General features: G+C 53.7%; 15 protein-coding genes. 7 read left to right on the plus strand and 8 right to left on the minus strand.

Translation table 11 applies throughout. The features are described from left to right. Window positions 1–10: 10 nt before the first annotated feature. Window positions 11–2308 carry an LPS-assembly protein LptD gene (locus FRIGORI9N_RS15220; protein WP_159572865.1) on the minus strand — a complete coding sequence of 766 codons (2298 nt, stop codon included), beginning with the start codon at window positions 2306–2308 and terminating at the stop codon, window positions 11–13. Between the two features lie 98 nt (window positions 2309–2406). Between FRIGORI9N_RS15220 and FRIGORI9N_RS15225 the strand changes: the two genes are divergently transcribed. From FRIGORI9N_RS15225 to FRIGORI9N_RS15250, 6 genes are read left to right on the plus strand one after another with little or no spacing between them, the layout of a single operon-like run. Continuing rightward, complete coding sequence (locus FRIGORI9N_RS15225; protein ID WP_159572866.1) at window positions 2407–3438, plus strand: aminoglycoside phosphotransferase family protein; 1032 nt, start codon at window positions 2407–2409, stop codon at window positions 3436–3438. After that, window positions 3439–4134, plus strand: a complete 696-nt coding sequence (murU, locus tag FRIGORI9N_RS15230; protein ID WP_159572867.1) for an N-acetylmuramate alpha-1-phosphate uridylyltransferase MurU — start codon at window positions 3439–3441, stop codon at window positions 4132–4134. It abuts the gene before it with no gap. A gap of 1 nt (window position 4135) precedes the next feature. Further along, the gene (locus tag FRIGORI9N_RS15235; protein WP_159572868.1) at window positions 4136–5524 is read left to right on the plus strand and encodes an aminopeptidase P N-terminal domain-containing protein; all 1389 of its coding nucleotides are present in this window, start codon (window positions 4136–4138) and stop codon (window positions 5522–5524) included. A gap of 18 nt (window positions 5525–5542) precedes the next feature. Continuing rightward, window positions 5543–6733: an FAD-dependent monooxygenase gene (locus FRIGORI9N_RS15240; RefSeq protein ID WP_159572870.1), complete on the plus strand. Its 1191-nt coding sequence runs from the start codon at window positions 5543–5545 to the stop codon at window positions 6731–6733. A gap of 17 nt (window positions 6734–6750) precedes the next feature. Next, window positions 6751–7362 (plus strand): CoA pyrophosphatase, encoded by a 612-nt coding sequence (locus FRIGORI9N_RS15245; RefSeq protein WP_159572872.1) that lies wholly within the window; start codon window positions 6751–6753, stop codon window positions 7360–7362. A gap of 4 nt (window positions 7363–7366) precedes the next feature. Then, window positions 7367–8362 carry a hypothetical protein gene (locus FRIGORI9N_RS15250; protein WP_159572874.1) on the plus strand — a complete coding sequence of 332 codons (996 nt, stop codon included), beginning with the start codon at window positions 7367–7369 and terminating at the stop codon, window positions 8360–8362. Between the two features lie 4 nt (window positions 8363–8366). On the opposite strand, the gene rsgA is transcribed toward FRIGORI9N_RS15250, so the two are convergent. From rsgA to FRIGORI9N_RS15265, 3 genes are read right to left on the minus strand one after another with little or no spacing between them, the layout of a single operon-like run. Beyond that, window positions 8367–9359: a ribosome small subunit-dependent GTPase A gene (rsgA, locus tag FRIGORI9N_RS15255; protein ID WP_159572876.1), complete on the minus strand. Its 993-nt coding sequence runs from the start codon at window positions 9357–9359 to the stop codon at window positions 8367–8369. Continuing rightward, entirely contained in the window at window positions 9352–9732 is a 381-nt protein-coding gene (locus tag FRIGORI9N_RS15260) for a 4a-hydroxytetrahydrobiopterin dehydratase (RefSeq protein WP_159572878.1), read from the minus strand. The genes rsgA and FRIGORI9N_RS15260 overlap by 8 nt, the downstream gene beginning before the upstream one ends. Further along, complete coding sequence (locus FRIGORI9N_RS15265; protein WP_159572880.1) at window positions 9729–10985, minus strand: M48 family metallopeptidase; 1257 nt, start codon at window positions 10983–10985, stop codon at window positions 9729–9731. Before FRIGORI9N_RS15265 ends, FRIGORI9N_RS15260 begins: the two co-directional genes overlap by 4 nt. Before the next feature lie 90 nt (window positions 10986–11075). On the opposite strand from FRIGORI9N_RS15265, the gene orn reads away from it, so the two are divergent. Continuing rightward, window positions 11076–11708 carry an oligoribonuclease gene (gene orn, locus FRIGORI9N_RS15270; protein WP_159572882.1) on the plus strand — a complete coding sequence of 211 codons (633 nt, stop codon included), beginning with the start codon at window positions 11076–11078 and terminating at the stop codon, window positions 11706–11708. On the opposite strand, the gene FRIGORI9N_RS15275 is transcribed toward orn, so the two are convergent. From FRIGORI9N_RS15275 to groL, 4 genes are all read right to left on the minus strand, one after another. Beyond that, the gene (locus FRIGORI9N_RS15275) at window positions 11650–13068 is read right to left on the minus strand and encodes an MATE family efflux transporter (RefSeq protein WP_159572884.1); all 1419 of its coding nucleotides are present in this window, start codon (window positions 13066–13068) and stop codon (window positions 11650–11652) included. The two genes, orn and FRIGORI9N_RS15275, sit on opposite strands and share 59 nt — an antisense overlap. Before the next feature lie 9 nt (window positions 13069–13077). Beyond that, the gene (locus FRIGORI9N_RS15280) at window positions 13078–14868 is read right to left on the minus strand and encodes a hypothetical protein (protein WP_159572886.1); all 1791 of its coding nucleotides are present in this window, start codon (window positions 14866–14868) and stop codon (window positions 13078–13080) included. A gap of 76 nt (window positions 14869–14944) precedes the next feature. Next, window positions 14945–15196, minus strand: coding sequence for a type B 50S ribosomal protein L31 (locus tag FRIGORI9N_RS15285; RefSeq protein WP_159572888.1), 252 nt, complete (start codon window positions 15194–15196; stop codon window positions 14945–14947). Window positions 15197–15385: 189 nt separating this feature from the next. Continuing rightward, window positions 15386–17032, minus strand: a complete 1647-nt coding sequence (groL, locus tag FRIGORI9N_RS15290; RefSeq protein ID WP_159572890.1) for a chaperonin GroEL — start codon at window positions 17030–17032, stop codon at window positions 15386–15388. Between the last annotated feature and the right edge of the window lie 4 nt (window positions 17033–17036).

Consider the following 17036-nt stretch of genomic DNA (forward strand, 5'->3'; position numbering starts at 1 on the left):
TGGTGGGTGCTCATTGGGTAATTTGTGAGGAAGAGAAAGGCGTGTACCCAGGTACCTTTCTAGACAACAGGTCGGCGGGGTTGGACCCCAGGCGACCCAATCCATTGAGCTCAAGTTGAACAAAGAGCGAGGTCGTTTCAAGCAAAGGTGCCGTGGCAAATCGTTGCGCAATAACGCGCACCGCCCAGCAACCTTCACCGTATTCCAGGCCGGCAACACCCTCGATCAGGCGGTTGTCCAACATGGAATAGTTTAAACGACCCACGCCGCTCCAGCGGTCAGAGATAGGCCATTGACCAGAAATGTCGAATTGATCAATTTGGGCGCGAGTGTATCGATACCCAAAATTGAGCTGTTTGCCCAGGGAGGGCGCATAGCTGACCGTGATGTTGCCGCGTTCATGACGACCACTTTCCGCATTGAGCTGTGTGGTGGCATCCAGAAATACGGACTGGCTGATTCGGCCACGGGCGTTGGCAAAAAAGTCGGAATCGCTGGTGGTCGGGGCTTCAAAGCCCTGCAGGATCACGCGTGGCGTACTCAGGTTTAATCGCTGCCCGCCAGTTACGCTGAATAACTCTTCGCTGGTGGCTTCGTCGTAAAAACGACTGGTTACAGCCAGCGTCAGCTGGTTGGCATCCCCAACGCGATCGAGACCGGAATACCTGTTCTCGGCAAAAATCCGGGTCAGGCTTTGATCGGTCACCGAGGTGTCGAAAATTGGTTGATCAGACTGGTCTTTAAATGGCGTGTACAGGTAAAAAATTCGGGGTTCCAGTGTTTGGTTTACGTTGCGACCAAAAAAGCTTGTTTTGCGGTCGAAGTAAACGGTGCTGTCCAGCGACACAGTTGGAATGACACTGCCCGGTGCTGCAGGCGATCCGGGAGTTTGCCCTTGTAAATCGTAATTGGTGGTCTGAACTGAAACAGCGGGCGTAAACGAGAACTCAGATCGCTGAATCGGCATGAACACCCGGGCTCGGGTAACGCCCCGAGAGCCTTCAACCCGCGCGGGTGCTGAGGATGGGCGCGCAAAGTCGGTGTATTGCCCACTGATCGACACAAATGCATTGGCCTCGCCAATGCGGGTTGGGCTTAGCTCAAGCGTGGCTTCGGGCAGGCGGTCGTAGGGTTCGGCGATGACATCGTTGAACAATTGCAGTGTTTGGTGTGCCACTGTGCGTACATTGGCATTCCAGTTTTTCTGGCGGTACGAGAGGTAGCCTTCTTGCACCAACACACGTTGCGAGGCCACGGCCTGGGTGCGGGAAAAGTCTACGAAGTAGTTGTCGTCCGACACCTCATTGAAATTGACCCCTGCATAGAAGGGTCCCTTCTCGTATCTGTGCAGCAAGGACAAAGCCGTGCGGTCTGTGCCGGTTTTCTCGTCGTCGGGCAAATAATCGTATTTCAGCTCGCCCTCGTTGTTGGGCGTCAAGTAGCGTGTTTGCGTACCCAGCTGGTAGCCTCGGCCCGAGATGACTTTCGGGTACAGGGTCATGTCCTTGTCTGGCGCAATATTCAGGTAATACGGCACTGTTACTTCAAGCCCGCTATTAGACACTGTGCCAAACGAGGGTGGAAGAAAACCACTTTTTCGACGATCAGTCGTTGGGAACGAGAAGTAGGGGGCACCTAAAATGGGCACGCCCTGAAACACTACTTTCGCGCCGCGCGCACGGCCCACTTCAGAGGCTTGGTCAATTTCAAGCGAGTCTGCGGTAATGTACCAGTCACCTTGATCAGCCGCACCCGGGTTCGGTACGTCGCACACGGTGTAATTGGGATTCTCAAGAGTCAGGGTGGAAATGCCGTCATACTGCATTTTGTCAGCACGGCCCTTGCCGTTGATTTCCTTCAGCTCGAAGGTGGGCTGTGTCATTTGGCTTTCGCCTGTGCCCAGTTTCACAGAGCCCTCAGGGGCCTTGAGAATCATTCCTTCCTGCTCAATGATCAAGTTGCCTTTGGCGGTGGCACGGTCAGTGATCGGGGAATAATTGATTGAATCGCTGAACAGTTTGAGCTTGTTGCGTCGAACTTCAACGTTGCCTTCAAGAAAGGTTTCTTCGGCACTGTTGCCGTAAAGCCGGTCGGCGGAAATGTAAGTGGCTTCGTCCTCGGGTATCGGATTACGCACCCCCAATAGGCCACCGTCAATTTTTAGGCGTGTGGGGGCTTCGGCTTTTTGTGGCTCCGCACTGGTGGTTTGCGCAAGCGCGGGTGCACCCAGACAGAACAATGCAATGGCAATGGCTGTGGGGCGGGTGGGCACTGAGTGCACTTGCAGTAATTTTTTGCTTTTCTTCAAGCTGGGTATGTACTCAAATAGGTGACGGATCGATCAAGCGCCATAGGATCCTACTATTATAGGCAACTAACTACAAATTAAAGAGATTGGACGGTTTGATGAGCGCCTTGCGTCAAGAAATGTTGAAAAAATGGCTGACAGGCCTGGATGGTTTCGAATTTGACCTTGAAACCTTGCAGACGGCGTCCAGCGACGCCAGTTTTCGCCGCTACTTTCGGGTAAGCGAGGCGAATAACGCGCGAACTTTGATTGTGATGGACGCACCTCCCGACAAAGAGGATGTTCGCCCGTTTGTTCATGTGGCCGGGCTGTTGCGCAGCGGAGGTTCAAACGCACCTGAAGTACTGGCGCAAAATCCGGAAGACGGTTTTTTACTGCTTCAAGACTTTGGCAACACCACCATGCTGCAAGGCTTGGTGGCCCGGGCCGGGCAGCACGACACCTTTTACATGCAAGCCATTCGCGATTTGGTTCATTTGCAGGCGAACACGGCCACCACTGGCTTGCCAGCCTACGGTGCTGACAAATTGTTGCAGGAAATGAATTTGTTTGATGATTGGTATGTGGGCAAGCACTACAGCGCCGAATTGACCGATCAGGAGCGCAACTGGCTGGACAGCATCAAGGGCATGCTGATTCAAAGTGCACTGGCCGAACCGCAAGTTTTCGTGCACCGGGACTACCACAGTCGCAACTTGATGTTGACCAGTGAAGCTGGCGCGGCACCCAAGTTTGGCATTCTTGATTTTCAGGACGCAGTAAAAGGCCCGCTAAGCTACGACCTCGTCAGTATTTTGCGCGATGCCTACATTGAATGGCCTGAGGAACAAACCCTGGACTGGACCGTGCGTTACTGGGAGGCAGCACGCAAGGCAGGCTTGCCCATTTGCGAAGATCCCGGCGAGTTTTACCGTCAATTCGATTTCATGGGCTTGCAGCGCCATTTGAAAATTCTGGGCATTTTTGCACGTCTGAATTATCGCGACGGCAAGGCTCAATACCTCAATGACCTGCCCATGGTGTTGCGCTACGTGCGCTTGGTGGCTGGGCGTTACATTGCCTTCAAGCCGCTGTTGCTGTTGCTGGACCGCCTGGAGAACAAGGCTGTGAAAGTGGGGTACACGTTTTAAATGAAGGCCATGATTTTGGCGGCAGGGCGCGGTGAGCGCATGCGCCCCCTGACCGACCACTGTCCCAAACCCCTGTTGCCTGCGGGTGGTAAACCCCTGCTGCAGTGGCACCTCGAGGCCCTGGCGGCGGTGGGGATCACCGAGATCGTGATCAATCACGCGCATTTGGGCCAACAGATCGAAGCGCACTTCAACGATGGCTCAAGCCTTGGGTTAAAGCTGCGGTATTCACCGGAAAGCACTGCGCTTGAAACTGCCGGGGGTATTCGCAAGGCTTTGCCGGCGCTGGGTGACAAGCCGTTTTTGGTGATGAATGGCGACGTGGCCTGTGAATGGCCTGTCGCCACGGCTTTGCAAATTGCAAAGGAATGGCAGCCAGAACAGTTGGCCCACCTGGTGATGGTGCCCAATCCACCCCACAACCTGACAGGTGATTTCGCCTTGCAGGGCAGGGCTGTGAAGCAAGCCGAGCCTGGCGAGGCTGCATTCACTTTTTCAGGCATTGGTGTGTATCACCCGGACTTGTTCAAGCCAGTCCAAGAGGGCGAGGTTGCAAAACTTGCTCCCCTGTTGCGCCAAGCCATGGCAGCAGGCAAAGTACAAGGTGAGTTATTCAGCGGTTTCTGGATGGACATTGGTACTCCTGAACGGCTTGAGGAACTCAACCAACGATTGAATTCAGTAAGGAAGCATTAGCATGAGCAGGTACCCCACCCACAATCCCCTGATTTACGCCAAGCGCCGCGAGCAATTGGCTCGCCGATTGAAGAAGATGGGCGGAGGCGTGGCCTTGGTGCAATCGGGTATGGAAGTGATGCGCAACCGCGATGCCGATTATGCGTTTCGCTCGGACAGTTATTTTTACTATCTCACCGGCTTTCCCGAGCCCGAGGCCTGTTTGGCCCTGGTGGTAACGCCCACTGGCAATTCACGTGCAGTGCTGTTTTGCCGTGATAAAAACGAAGAGCGAGAGATTTGGGAAGGTTTTCGTTTTGGCCCGAAGGCCGCGCAGTCTGCCTTCGGCATGCACGAGGCCCACAGCATTGAAGACCTTGAAGAGCACCTGATCGAGACGCTGGCCAACCAGCCCGCCGTGTTTTTGCGTTTGGGTGAAGACGAAAGCCTGGAAGCCGCGGTGGCTGATGTGCTGAAAACCTTGCGAGGCAAAGCACGCATGGGGATTTCAGCGCCGCATGCTGTGCTTGATCTCAGCCATTCGCTCGATGAAATGCGTTTGATCAAAGACAAAACTGAAATCGACATCATGCGCCGCGCTGCGCATATTTCCGCGCATGCCCACATTGCCGCCATGCAGGTGTGCCAGCCGGGCAAGTTTGAATTTGAGGTGGAAGCCGAGTTGCTTTACGAATTCCGTAAAAACGGTTCTGAAGCACCGGCCTATGGCTCAATTGTCGCCTCGGGCGCAAACGCATGCGTACTGCATTACCGGGCCAACGACGCCAAAATGCGTGATGGCGATTTGTTGTTGATCGATGCAGGTTGCGAGCTCGATTGTTATGCATCCGACATCACCCGCACCTTTCCGGTCAACGGGCAGTTCAACAAGGCCCAGCAAGCCGTGTATGAAGTGGTGCTGAATGCACAGTACGCCGCCATTGAAGCCACCAAGCCCGGTGCCCGTTTTAACGATCCGCACGATGCAGCGGTGAAAGTGTTGGCCCAAGGTTTAATCGATTTGAAACTGCTGAAAATGGGTATCAATGAGGCGCTTGAAAGCGGCGCTTACAAGCGTTTTTACATGCACCGCACCAGCCATTGGCTGGGTATGGATGTGCATGACTGTGGCAGTTACCGAGACCCTTCGGCCAAGCCTGAAGATGGCGTGGCTCCACACACCAGCCGGAAACTGGAAGCGGGCATGGTGCTCACCATTGAGCCGGGTCTGTACATTCGCCCAGGCAAGGGTGTGCCCAAACAGTTTGAAAATATCGGCATTCGCATTGAAGACGATGCCTTGGTGACCCAGAAAGGATGCGATGTCTACACGGCAGACGCCCCGAAGACCGTTGCGGAAATTCATGCCACCATGAAATCGCACAAGAAAAGCGGCAACAAGGCGGCCTAAGCAAACAATGAGAAAAAAATGACTTCGCACACCGATTTTGATGTGGCCATTGTAGGCGCAGGCCCGGTTGGGCTGGCCTTTGCAGGTTGGCTGGCCAACACCTGGGGTGAACATGCCAACCGGATCGCAATTTTTGATGCCAAGCCTTTGGAGGCCTCCGCACAAGATCCCCGAATTCTCGCCTTGTCAGACGCAACCCGCCTGCGCTTGGCAAGCCTGGGTTTTCCGGCCGATGCCACGCCTATTCATCACATTCACGTCTCTGAACAATCTCGCTTTGGTCAGGTTCGCATGAAGGCCGATGAACTTGGCCTGCGGGCACTGGGGTGGACAGTGCGTTATGGCGAACTGGTGAATTGTTTGTCTGCATCGCTTGAACGGCGCGGCGTGAAAATTTTCCGGCCTGCCAATGTGAAGTACGCGCACCGCAGCGCAGTCGATTCACTTGAAGTGCTTGAGCTTGAAGATGGCACCGAGTACACCGTTAATTTGCGCGTGGATGCTGAAGGTGGTTTGTATGGTGAATCAGGCGAGCGCGATCAGGTGGTGGATTACGACCAGTGGGCATTGGTCAGCGAGGTCTCTCTTACTGTAGAGCCCGGTTTGCTGGATGGCCTGAATACGCTGGCCTTTGAGCGTTTTACTTCCGAAGGACCATTGGCCTTGTTGCCGATCTCGACGAACCAGCACAAGTATTCGCTGGTGTGGTGTGCACCTTTGGCTCAAGTTCAAAAGCGCCTGGCCTGCAGCGACACCGAGTTTGCTGCTGAGCTTCGACAACAGTTTGGCAGGCGTGTCTCTATTGAGCACATCGGACCCAGAAAAAGCTTTCCTTTGGGTATGAACTGGCGCGACAAATTGGTCCAAGGCCGACGCGTCGCGATTGGCAATGCCGCTCAAATTTTGCACCCGGTCGCAGGGCAGGGCTTGAACCTTGGTTTGCGTGATGCCGTGCAACTTTGCCGCTGCATTGATCCCTCAACTGTTGCACAAGAACATCGATTGAGTGCGGCGCTCGACGAATTTGAGAAGTCGAGGATGGCTGATCGGCAGGTGGTGGTTAAAATGACAGACTGGATGGTGAAAGGTTTTTCCAATCACAATCCCTTGCTGGGCGCAGGCCGACAAATGGCCTTGAACGTGATGGAATTCACGCCGCCCCTTCGAAAGCAGTTTGCTGAATTAATGCTGTTCGGCCTGGCTGTCTAATCTGGAGCGTTTTACCCATGTGGTCTGCCGAGTTGTTGCGTGCCCGCTTTGCCATGTCCGATTTGCCTTGGCAGCCGGAGCCGCTTGAAGAACGGTTTTTTAAAGATCGTGAACCTGCCGATGCAGCGGTACTGGTGCCCCTGGTGCAGCGGGAAGACGATCTGTATGTGTTGCTGACAATGCGCACAGCGCATTTGAATGACCACGCCGGGCAAATCAGTTTTCCGGGTGGTCGCTGCGAGCCAGAAGACGGCACGCCCATTGAAACAGCGCTGCGTGAAACAGTCGAGGAAACAGGCCTGGCCCGGAGCTTCATTGAAGTGCTTGGAATTATGCCTGTGTATCAAACAGCCACCAATTTCATGGTGACTCCCGTTGTGGCGCTGGTTCAACCTGGCTTTACCCTGGCACCCGATGAGTTCGAGGTGGAAGAGGTTTTTGAAGTGCCACTTTCATTTTTAATGAATGTTGAAAACCACCAGCAACGCAGCTTGCAAACACCGGTGGGTGAACGCACTTTTTACGCCATGCCGTACAACTCACCAGTGAATGGAAAAAACTATTTCATTTGGGGCGCCACGGCCGCCATGCTGCGCAACCTGTACCATTTTCTGCACGCGAAGGCTTAACACTTTGTCTTATCTGGCCCTGCTCATTGCTGTGGTGTGTGAAACCTTCCTGCCCGATGGTTTGTTCACCCGTGCACGCGACTGGGTTGATCGTTTCAATCAAGAACTCGAGATTAACCTTGAAGCCTTGGGTGCTCCAGGCTATGCGCATTTGCAGTGGTTGGTGCCCATGCTTCTTTGGGTGCTGGGCGTGTACTTTTTGTACCAGGTGCTCTGGACAATTTCCCCGCTCGCGGCGGGCACCCTGAGCGTATTTTTGTTGCTGTACGGTTTGCGTTTTCGGCATTTTGCCGTTGTGTTTACCAATGCACAACTGTTTTTGAATCAGGGCGATTTTTTCCGTGCCCGTGAATTGCTGTTGACCTGGATGAAAGAATACGATGGCACTGAGCCGGTTATTCATCGTCCGGGTGAGCTGGTGTTTCACGCCATTTACCACGGCACCGAGCGCGCCTTGCGTCAGTATTTCAGTCTGTTTTTCTGGTTTTTGGTATTGCCTGGTCCCATGGGTTTGGTGGTGTATTCAATGGCGCACTGGAGTGTGATTCGAGAGCGCGATGTTTGGTTGGCTCAGGCCTTTGCTCACGAGCGACCCACCATGCAAGAAGCCTGGGAGAGCAATAAATTCAAGGCTTTGATTAGTCCCAGGTTTGTTTTATTTGCCATGGAATGGCTTCCCGCGCGCTTGTTGGCCTTAACCGTGGGTTTGGTGGCTCAGCTTGACGATGCTGCACTGGCTTGGCGAGCTGCGAAAAACCACAGTCGTTTTTCAAATAGGGCACCGCTGACCGCAGTGTTTTTTACGGCGGTGGGATTGGTGGGTGGGCATGCATTCGACCCCGCTTCAAAAGCAGCGTCAGAAGGGCAGGTGCTGAGTGAGGAAACCCAGGTTCAGTCACTGCAGCAGTTTCGTCAGCTGATATTCAAGTGCGCCGTGGTGTGGTTAATGGTGACCTTGGCGTTTGCAGTTCTTGGCTGGTTGCCCAGCAGCGTGCTGTAAGGTTTCAATAATTGTGACTGGCTTCTTCCAGTTCCGCTTTCAGCATTTGGTATAGCTCATACCGTGCGGGGCTTAAAGTGCCGTCTTCCAGCCCGTTTTTCACGGCACAATCGGGTTCGCGTTTGTGTTGGCAATTCGCAAAGCGGCATTTGTTGCCTTCCTCACGAATATCGCTGAACGCATTCAACAAGTCCGACTCGCTCAGGTGGTGCAATCCAAATGCCTGAAATCCTGGCGAATCAATCAACTCCAGGGCCTGTTCACCGAAATGCATTTGGGTGTGGGTGGTGGTGTGCTTGCCTGCATTCAAGGCCATTGAAATTTCGTTGGTTGCAGCCAATGCGTTCGGTATCAACAAGTTGATCAATGTTGATTTACCCATGCCCGACTGCCCCAAAATCAGCGTGCGTTTTCCTTCCAGTAAGGGCTGCAATAGCGCCTCAGTTTCGGCAGGCCGTTCGGTGACGCTGATGTAGTGGGTTGGTACTTCACCCAAAGTGATTTCAAACAACTCCTGGTCAACTGCATTCAGCGTTTCAGTGTCGCCTTCCAGAATGTCCACTTTGTTGAACAAAATGGTGAGTGGCACGTCTGCATGTTTGCAGGCCGTCAGCGTACGGCCCAATAACTCGGGCGAGTAGGGCGGGCTAATGGCCAGCATCAACAGCACACCGTCCAGGTTGGCTGCAAACATTTTGCTCTTCAGGGCGTCCGATCGGTAAACCAGGTTTTTGCGGGGTTGAATGTCTTCAACCCAGGCTTGCATGTCGCCACTGGGCAAAATAATAATTTCATCACCCACGGCCACCTCTCGCCGCTTTCCCTTGCCATATACCTGCCAAATGGTGCCGCTTTCATCGCGCGCCAGAAAATGGCGTCCGTAGCTGGCCACCACCAAGGCATTCAGCAAATCGGGATTGCCTGAATTTTTTCCGTGATTACCGGTTTGTTTGCCCTTGTAGGTGGGGCGCACCTTGTTGAGAGATGAATTAGCCAACGTGTTTCAGCGCATCATCAAGTTTGGCAGCACAGGCCCAATCATTGTCGGTAATTCCGTTTGCGCTGTGGGTGCTCCACTGCACTTTAACGCGGTTGTAGCTGAAGGTCACTTCGGGGTGGTGATCTTCATCGTCGGCTAAATGGGTAATCGCATGCACTGCCAGCTTCACACCTTCGAAATTGGCAAATGCATATTGTCGCCACAGTGTGCGGGCCAACTCACCCTTCGCATCAAACTCAACCGACCAGTATTCAAACTCATCCAGTTGTGCCTCAATCTCGTCAGCATTCCACGCGTGGCCCTCGCCCAAATGTTGGCAGCGCACATGCAGCCAGTCTTCCGGTGAGCGAACCGGCTTGGGCGCGCTCATTGGGCAACCTGCAAACTGTTCAAACGGCTAATTCGAATGGAAGCCGGCGGGTGGCTGTCGTAAAACGCCGAATGAAGTGGATCCGGTGTTAGCGTAGACGCATTGTCTTGATACAGCTTCACCAAGGCACTCACCAAGTGCTGGGGTGCGCTTTGTTGGGCTGCATAGGCATCCGCCTCAAATTCATGTTTGCGGCTAAGCCAGGACATCACTGGGCGAATCGGGAAAGTAAAGTAGGGTAATACCATCATGAACAACACCAAGGCCATGGCTTGCGCGCCATTGGCCAAATCGGGATTCACGCCCAATTCAGAATAAAACCACGGTGTATTGGCCAGCACGCCAAGTACATAGAACATGACAAGGCTGCCAATGCCTGAAAAAGCCAAGTGCTTCACGATGTGTTTTTTCTTGAAGTGGCCAAGTTCATGCGCCAACACGGCTTCAATTTGATCGTCGTTCAGGCGTGAAAGCAGGGTGTCGAAAAACACGATTCGTTTGGCTTTGCCCATGCCGCTGAAGTAGGCATTGCCGTGGCTGGAGCGTTTGCTGCCGTCCATCACAAACAGGCCGTTTGAATCAAATCCGCAACGCTGCAGCAGGTCAATGATCCGCTGGCGCGTTGCGCCGTCCTCAAGTGGCGTGAACTTGTTGAAAATGGGGGCGATCACGGTGGGGAACAGCCACATCAACAGCAGGCTGAAACCAAACCACAAAGCCCAGGCGTAAACCCACCACTGCTGGCCAGCTTCGCGCATCAGGTAGAGCACAGCGAGCACCAGCGGACCGCCGATCAGTGCGCCCACCAACAGGCCTTTGAGCCAGTCGCCAATGAACAAGCCCTTTTTCATGCGGTTAAAGCCAAAACGTTCTTCAAGCACAAACTGTTTGTAATACGACAGGGGCAAGTCGAGTACGCTGCCAATCAAACCCACTACGGCAATCAGCAACAAACCCGCCAAAATACCCTCTGCGGTGGTGCTCGTGAAACTTTGAATCCATTCCAGACCGCCCAACAAGGTGAAGCCCATCAAAATGGTGGCCTCAATCAGCACGTTGACCATGCCCAAGCGGGTTTTGGCAACAGAGTAGTCCGCAGCCTTTTGGTGGTCTTGCAAGCTGATCTGTTCACTGAATTCGGCTGGCACTTGCGCGCGGTTCATGGCGATGTGCCTCACCTGGCGACTGGCCAGGTACAGGCGAAGTGCCACACTTAAAACCACAGTCAGAACAAAGACTTCAGTAAAAACCATTTCTTGCTACCACCCTTGATTAATTTGCGCTTCAATGCCTGTGAGACAATACCGTTCTCTTAAGATTCAAACTCAAAGCTCAAGCAAATTATGTCACAAGCCACGCCAAGTTCCACCCCCGTTGAAACCAAGATTCCCCGCGACGACAATCGACTGGTGTGGGTTGATATGGAAATGACCGGGCTAGACCCGTTTAACGACAAAATCATAGAAGTCGCGGTGGTGGTGACCGACAGTGAATTGAATGTGTTGGAAGAGGGGCCTGTGCTGGCCATTCACCAAGCCGATGAAATCCTGGCGGGTATGGATGCCTGGAACACAAGTACCCACGGCAAGAGCGGCCTGACTGCGCGCGTGAAAGAATCCACTATCGATGAAGCCCAGGCCGAGGAATTGTTGATTGAGTTTTTGGCCAAGTACATTGGCCCAAATAAAAGCCCCATGTGCGGCAACAGCATTTGCCAGGATCGTCGCTTCATGGCCAAGTACATGCCCAAGCTTGAAGCGTATTTTCACTATCGAAATCTGGATGTCAGCACGCTGAAAGAATTGTGCAAGCGCTGGAACCCCACAACAGCCCGAAAATTTGTGAAAAAGACCAAACACACTGCCTTGGCCGATATTCACGAATCAATTGATGAACTTCGCTTTTACCGGGAACATTTTATTGTGGCGCCAGAGTCGAAGGCGGACACGGCAACTCCGGCAACGCCTGCGGCCTGATATCAAGGGCATTGCGCTGGCGCATCACATGGGCCAGTAACAGTGCCAAGCAGAGACTTGCCAGCAACAAGCCCTCGGCGCTGGCAATCCAGAAACCCTGCGACTTTAAGGGGTTTTGTTGCCAAACGCCCAGCCACATTCCTCCGCCAATGCCCACAAACCACAGACTGATCAGGTAAATCAACATGGGGCGAGCCGATACCCGGTAGGCACGCAGGGAGAATGAGCAGAGCGTTTGAGCAGCATCAATGAAGTGGTAGGCAATCACCCACGGCATCAAGCCCAGTGCAACTTCAATGGTTTTTGTGTCTTTGGTGTAAAACGAAATCAATTCCCGATCGAATACATACAAACCCAGGCACACAAAGGTTGCGACCAGCATGGCTGTCTCAATGCCTCGCTTCACGATGACACCGGCGTACCGGTTATGCCCCGCGCCAATTTGCTGCGAGGCCAGAACCGTGGTGGCATTGCCCAAGGACAAACACACCATGTAAGCCATTGCCGCCATATTGGACACAATTTGATGGCCGCCCAATTGATAAACATCAAAGCGTGACACCAGCAGTGCAATCACCGTGAATGAGCTGACCTCAATCAGATAAGAACTACCAATTGGCAAGCCAAGCCGAAGAATCTGCCCAAGTCGATGCCAGTCAGGCTTCAAGCTTCGAATGGATTTGAATTCTCTGTAATGCTTGTCGAACAGCCAAATGAAGGCTGAAATACCAAGCACCAGCCACATGGTTGCCGCTGTGGCCCAGCCAAATCCGGCTGCACCCATGGCCGGTAGGCCCCACCCACCCTGCATGAACCAAATGTTCAGAGGGATTTTCAGCAACAGCATGAGCACTTGCAGTGCCACCACAATTTGTGGGCGTGAAATAGACTGGTTCAGCGCATAAAACACGCGAAACACCAAGGCTGCGGGCAAGCCCCAGGCAATGCCAAGCAGGTAGCCACGGGTGTCCTTGGCAATGTCTAAGGGCGTGTTGGTGAGCTGGAATATTGGATCAGGATTGAGCAACACGGCCATGCCAATGCTGCTCATGGTGAGTGCAAGCCACACACCTTGCACAGCGTCCTCTCCAACTTTGCGGTAGTCTCCTGCGCCGAAGTGAGCAGAACAGATGGGAGTCAGGCCAATAATGACGCCCATCAAACCCACATAAAGGCTGATGTAAATAGACGACCCCACTGCCATGGCCGCCAGCACGTCGGGTCCAGCTTGCCCGGCCATCAGGGTGTCGACAAGACCATTGCCCATCACGGCCAGTTGCCCCAGTAAAATGGGCAAGGCCTGGTTCAGCAGTGCTCTGCGTGGCCGGTTTTGGGCGAATAAAACAACATGACTGGCCATGCCAAACCTTTAACGACCGTTGCTTGTTGCCTGGTGGGTTCGCGCGTAAAGGAAGAAGAACTCGTGACGGTCCGAGTTTCGGTTGCCGGTCCAGATCAACTCCCACTGCTCTGATGCCTTGGACTCAAAATCCACTTTGATCTTCAGGCTTTGGCGGGTGTCGTCTTGTACAAGCAAGTACTCGCATTCCGCAGCTTCCTTGAATTGCCCCTTGCGAATGAAATCGACGTTGGCATGGTACTGAAGTGTGGCTCGCTGCGCATAGCCCAGATTGTAGTCACCCACACACTCCCTGCCAGCGGCTGCCTGGTGGTTCTCTACGGCGTAGGTGATTTCCTCGCCCAGCACCTTGAAGCTTTTTGCATAGTCAATTCTGGGGATCCAGAGCGTCATCATGAGCAGCCACAGCAAAATAACGCCACCAGTGGTCAATACCATGGGGCGCCATAGGGCACGGCTTCCTGAGGCGGTGCGCCAAATGATTAGCCGAACCCAGGCAATGCTGGCCAAAAAAGCCAGCGCCAGTTCAAGACCGATGACATCGGGCACATAACCAGGGGATAACTTTTCGAAGTTGGCGGCTATTTTTGCCGGGAATCCGAACGTGGCAGCAGTCCAGCCCAGCCAAACCAACACAGCTGCGAAGGTGAACCACAGCACTGCAAACCAGTCGATCAGGCTGATCAAGCCCCGTTTCATGGTTGAAAGCCCGATTGCTGCCAGCACCGAAAGGGGTGCCAACAATGGGAAATAGTTGGCTTCGTCTGCAGGATTGGTGATCAACAAAACCACGACACCAGCCACTGCGCCGGCCAAAGGAATGCGAATTGAGGGTTCGCTCAACGCCTTTCGGTAGCGCCAAATGGTCCAGCACGCCATGGGCAAAATTGGCCACAAAAACCAGGTCAGGGTTTTCAGGGTGACCACCAGTTTGGGGAAGTCGAACGATTGGCTCGGGTCCAGAATCAGGAACCTGCGTACATTCCATTCATTCCAGGCGTTCCACCACAACTCGCCGTTTTTCTGACTCATCAACCAGAAAAACCAGATTGCGAAAGGCACCGCGAACACGGCGGCTGCCCTGGTCATGCGCCGAAGCAATCCAAAACGCAGAAAACTGTGAGTTGTCGAGCTGACAAGCAGCAGGAGCAAGAATGGCAAGCAGTGTGCCCAGCCCCGCGCAAAAAAGGCAATGGCGATGCCTGCACCCAGCATCCAGCCCGCGCCAATTGGGCGGTCGAGCGAACGCACAGCGCCCAGCAACATGATTGAAATGCCAGCCAGCTCGGCTATTTCCGGCACTTGCATATGCGATCGAACCAGCAGGCCCAGTGTGCCCAAAAAGCAGAGCACCGACGCATCCGCCACCGCGCGGGCATAATCAACGCGGGTGGGGGCTGTGCCAAGGGGGTCTTCAGGTTGCAATTCAACACGCTTGGCGAGACGGTAGGTGGTATTCCAGATGGCCCAGCCAGCCAGAATCATCCAGAACACATTGCCCAGTCGCATGGCATCGTCGAGCCAGTTGTATGGAAGGTTGATCCACAATGCGATTTTTCCGAACACCCCCGATAGCCATGCGGACAACAGCCCCCCCTCGACATAAAGGCGATCGCCAATTTGTGAAAGTGCCCATTCCGAGAAAGGCAATTGGGACAGGGTAAAGCTTTGCCCGAAGCCGGCTGCGTCGTCGGGTTTCCAGGGGGTGCGCGCAAAAAGCCCTGGCAGGACATAGAGCAAAATCAAGCCCCAGAGGAGCCTGCGCGACAAACGGGTGTTGTTGGCTGCGGTGATGACCATATTCTTATTGTGTCCGGAAAAACAAAAGGCAGCCAGTTTGCCTGAGCTGCCTTTGTATGATCACTTGCGCGAAAAATTACTTCTTGAAGCGATCGAAGCGACGACGGAATTTCTCAACGCGACCAGCGGTATCCACGATTGTGTTTTGTGCGCCAGTGTAGAAGGGGTGAGATTCAGAGCTCACGTCCAGCTTGATCAAAGGATATTCCTTGCCTTCGTGCTCGCCTGACTCGCGGCTAGGCGCTGTTGAGCGGCAAATGAATTTGAAGCCGTTGGACATGTCCACGAACAACACTTCGCGATAATTTGGGTGAATGCCATCTTTCATGAGTTTCTCCGTTGCAGCCAACCTGGCGGTTAATTGGTCAAAATGCCAATCGACAAAGCCAAATCACTTGCTGGTTAATTAGGTAACCGCAAATTATAGGGTTACATATACCTTTGGTCAAGAAAAAAACCGCCGGCAGGTTTTGGTCCGGCCGGCGGTTTTTCAAGCAGTAAAGCTTGGCAGTGGCAATTACATGCCCATGCCGCCCATACCACCCATTCCGCCCATGCCACCCATGTCAGGTGCTGAAGGCTTGTCATCCGCTGCATCAGCAACCATGCAATCGGTGGTCAACATCAACGAAGCAATTGACGCTGCGTTTTGCAATGCAGTGCGGGTGACCTTGGTTGGATCCAAAACACCCATGTCAACCATGTCGCCGTACTCGCCAGTGGCTGCGTTGTAACCGTAGTTGCCTTCGCCGCCCATCACGTTGTTGGCCACAACAGATGATTCCTCACCTGCGTTGGTCACGATCATGCGCAGTGGCTCTTCCATGGCGCGCAGAACAATCTTGATGCCTGCGTCCTGGTCTGGGTTTGAACCCTTCAAGCCTTCAATCTTTGCACGAGCGCGCAGCAATGCCACACCGCCGCCTGGCACAATGCCTTCTTCCACCGCTGCGCGTGTTGCGTGCAGGGCGTCTTCAACGCGGGCCTTCTTTTCTTTCATTTCAACTTCAGTGGCTGCGCCAACCTTGATCACGGCAACACCGCCGGCCAGCTTGGCCACGCGTTCTTGCAGTTTTTCACGGTCGTAGTCGGAAGAAGATTCTTCGATTTGGCCACGAATCTGCTTCACGCGTGCTTCAATGTTTGCGCCTTCGCCAGCACCGTCGATGATGATGGTGTTTTCTTTGCCCACTTCAATGCGCTTGGCCTGGCCCAGGTGTTCCAGGGTTACAGTTTCCAGGCTCATGCCGGTTTCTTCAGCAATTACAACGCCGCCAGTCAAAATGGCGATGTCTTCCAGCATGGCTTTGCGGCGGTCGCCAAAGCCAGGTGCCTTCACTGCACAAGTTTTCAAAATGCCGCGAATGTTGTTCACAACCAAAGTTGCCAAGGCTTCGCCTTCGATGTCTTCAGCAATAATCAACAGTGGGCGACCAGCTTTGGCCACTTGTTCCAATGTGGGCAGCAAGTCACGGATGTTGCTGATTTTCTTGTCGTGCAACAGCACGAATGGGTTGTCCAGCACTACAACCTGCTTTTCCTGGTTGTTGATGAAGTAGGGGCTCAGGTAGCCGCGGTCAAACTGCATGCCTTCAACCACGTCCAGTTCGTTGTCCAGGCTCTTGCCGTCTTCAACGGTAATGACGCCTTCCTTGCCAACTTTTTCCATGGCTTCGGCAATGATGTTGCCGATGGATTCGTCGCTGTTGGCAGAAATGGAGCCAACCTGCGCAATCGCCTTGGTGGTAGAGCAAGGCTTGGACAAAGCACGCAATTCAACGATTGCGGCTGTTACTGCTTTGTCGATACCGCGCTTCAAGTCCATTGGGTTCATGCCGGCGGTTACGAACTTCATGCCTTCTTTAACAATGGCTTGTGCCAGAACCGTGGCGGTTGTTGTACCGTCACCAGCGTTGTCGGAAGTGCGTGAAGCAACTTCTTTCACCATTTGCGCGCCCATGTTTTCGAACTTGTCTTTCAGTTCGATTTCTTTGGCCACGGAAACACCGTCTTTGGTGATGGTGGGGGAGCCGAATGAACGCTCAAGTACCACGTTGCGGCCGCGTGGGCCCAAGGTTACCTTTACTGCGTTGGCCAGAATGTTTACGCCACGCACCATACGGCTGCGTGCGTCATCGCCGAAAAATACTTCTTTAGCTGCCATGATT

It is taken from the genome of Limnobacter sp. 130 (genome assembly GCF_902506325.1).
GTDB lineage: Bacteria > Pseudomonadota > Gammaproteobacteria > Burkholderiales > Burkholderiaceae_B > Limnobacter.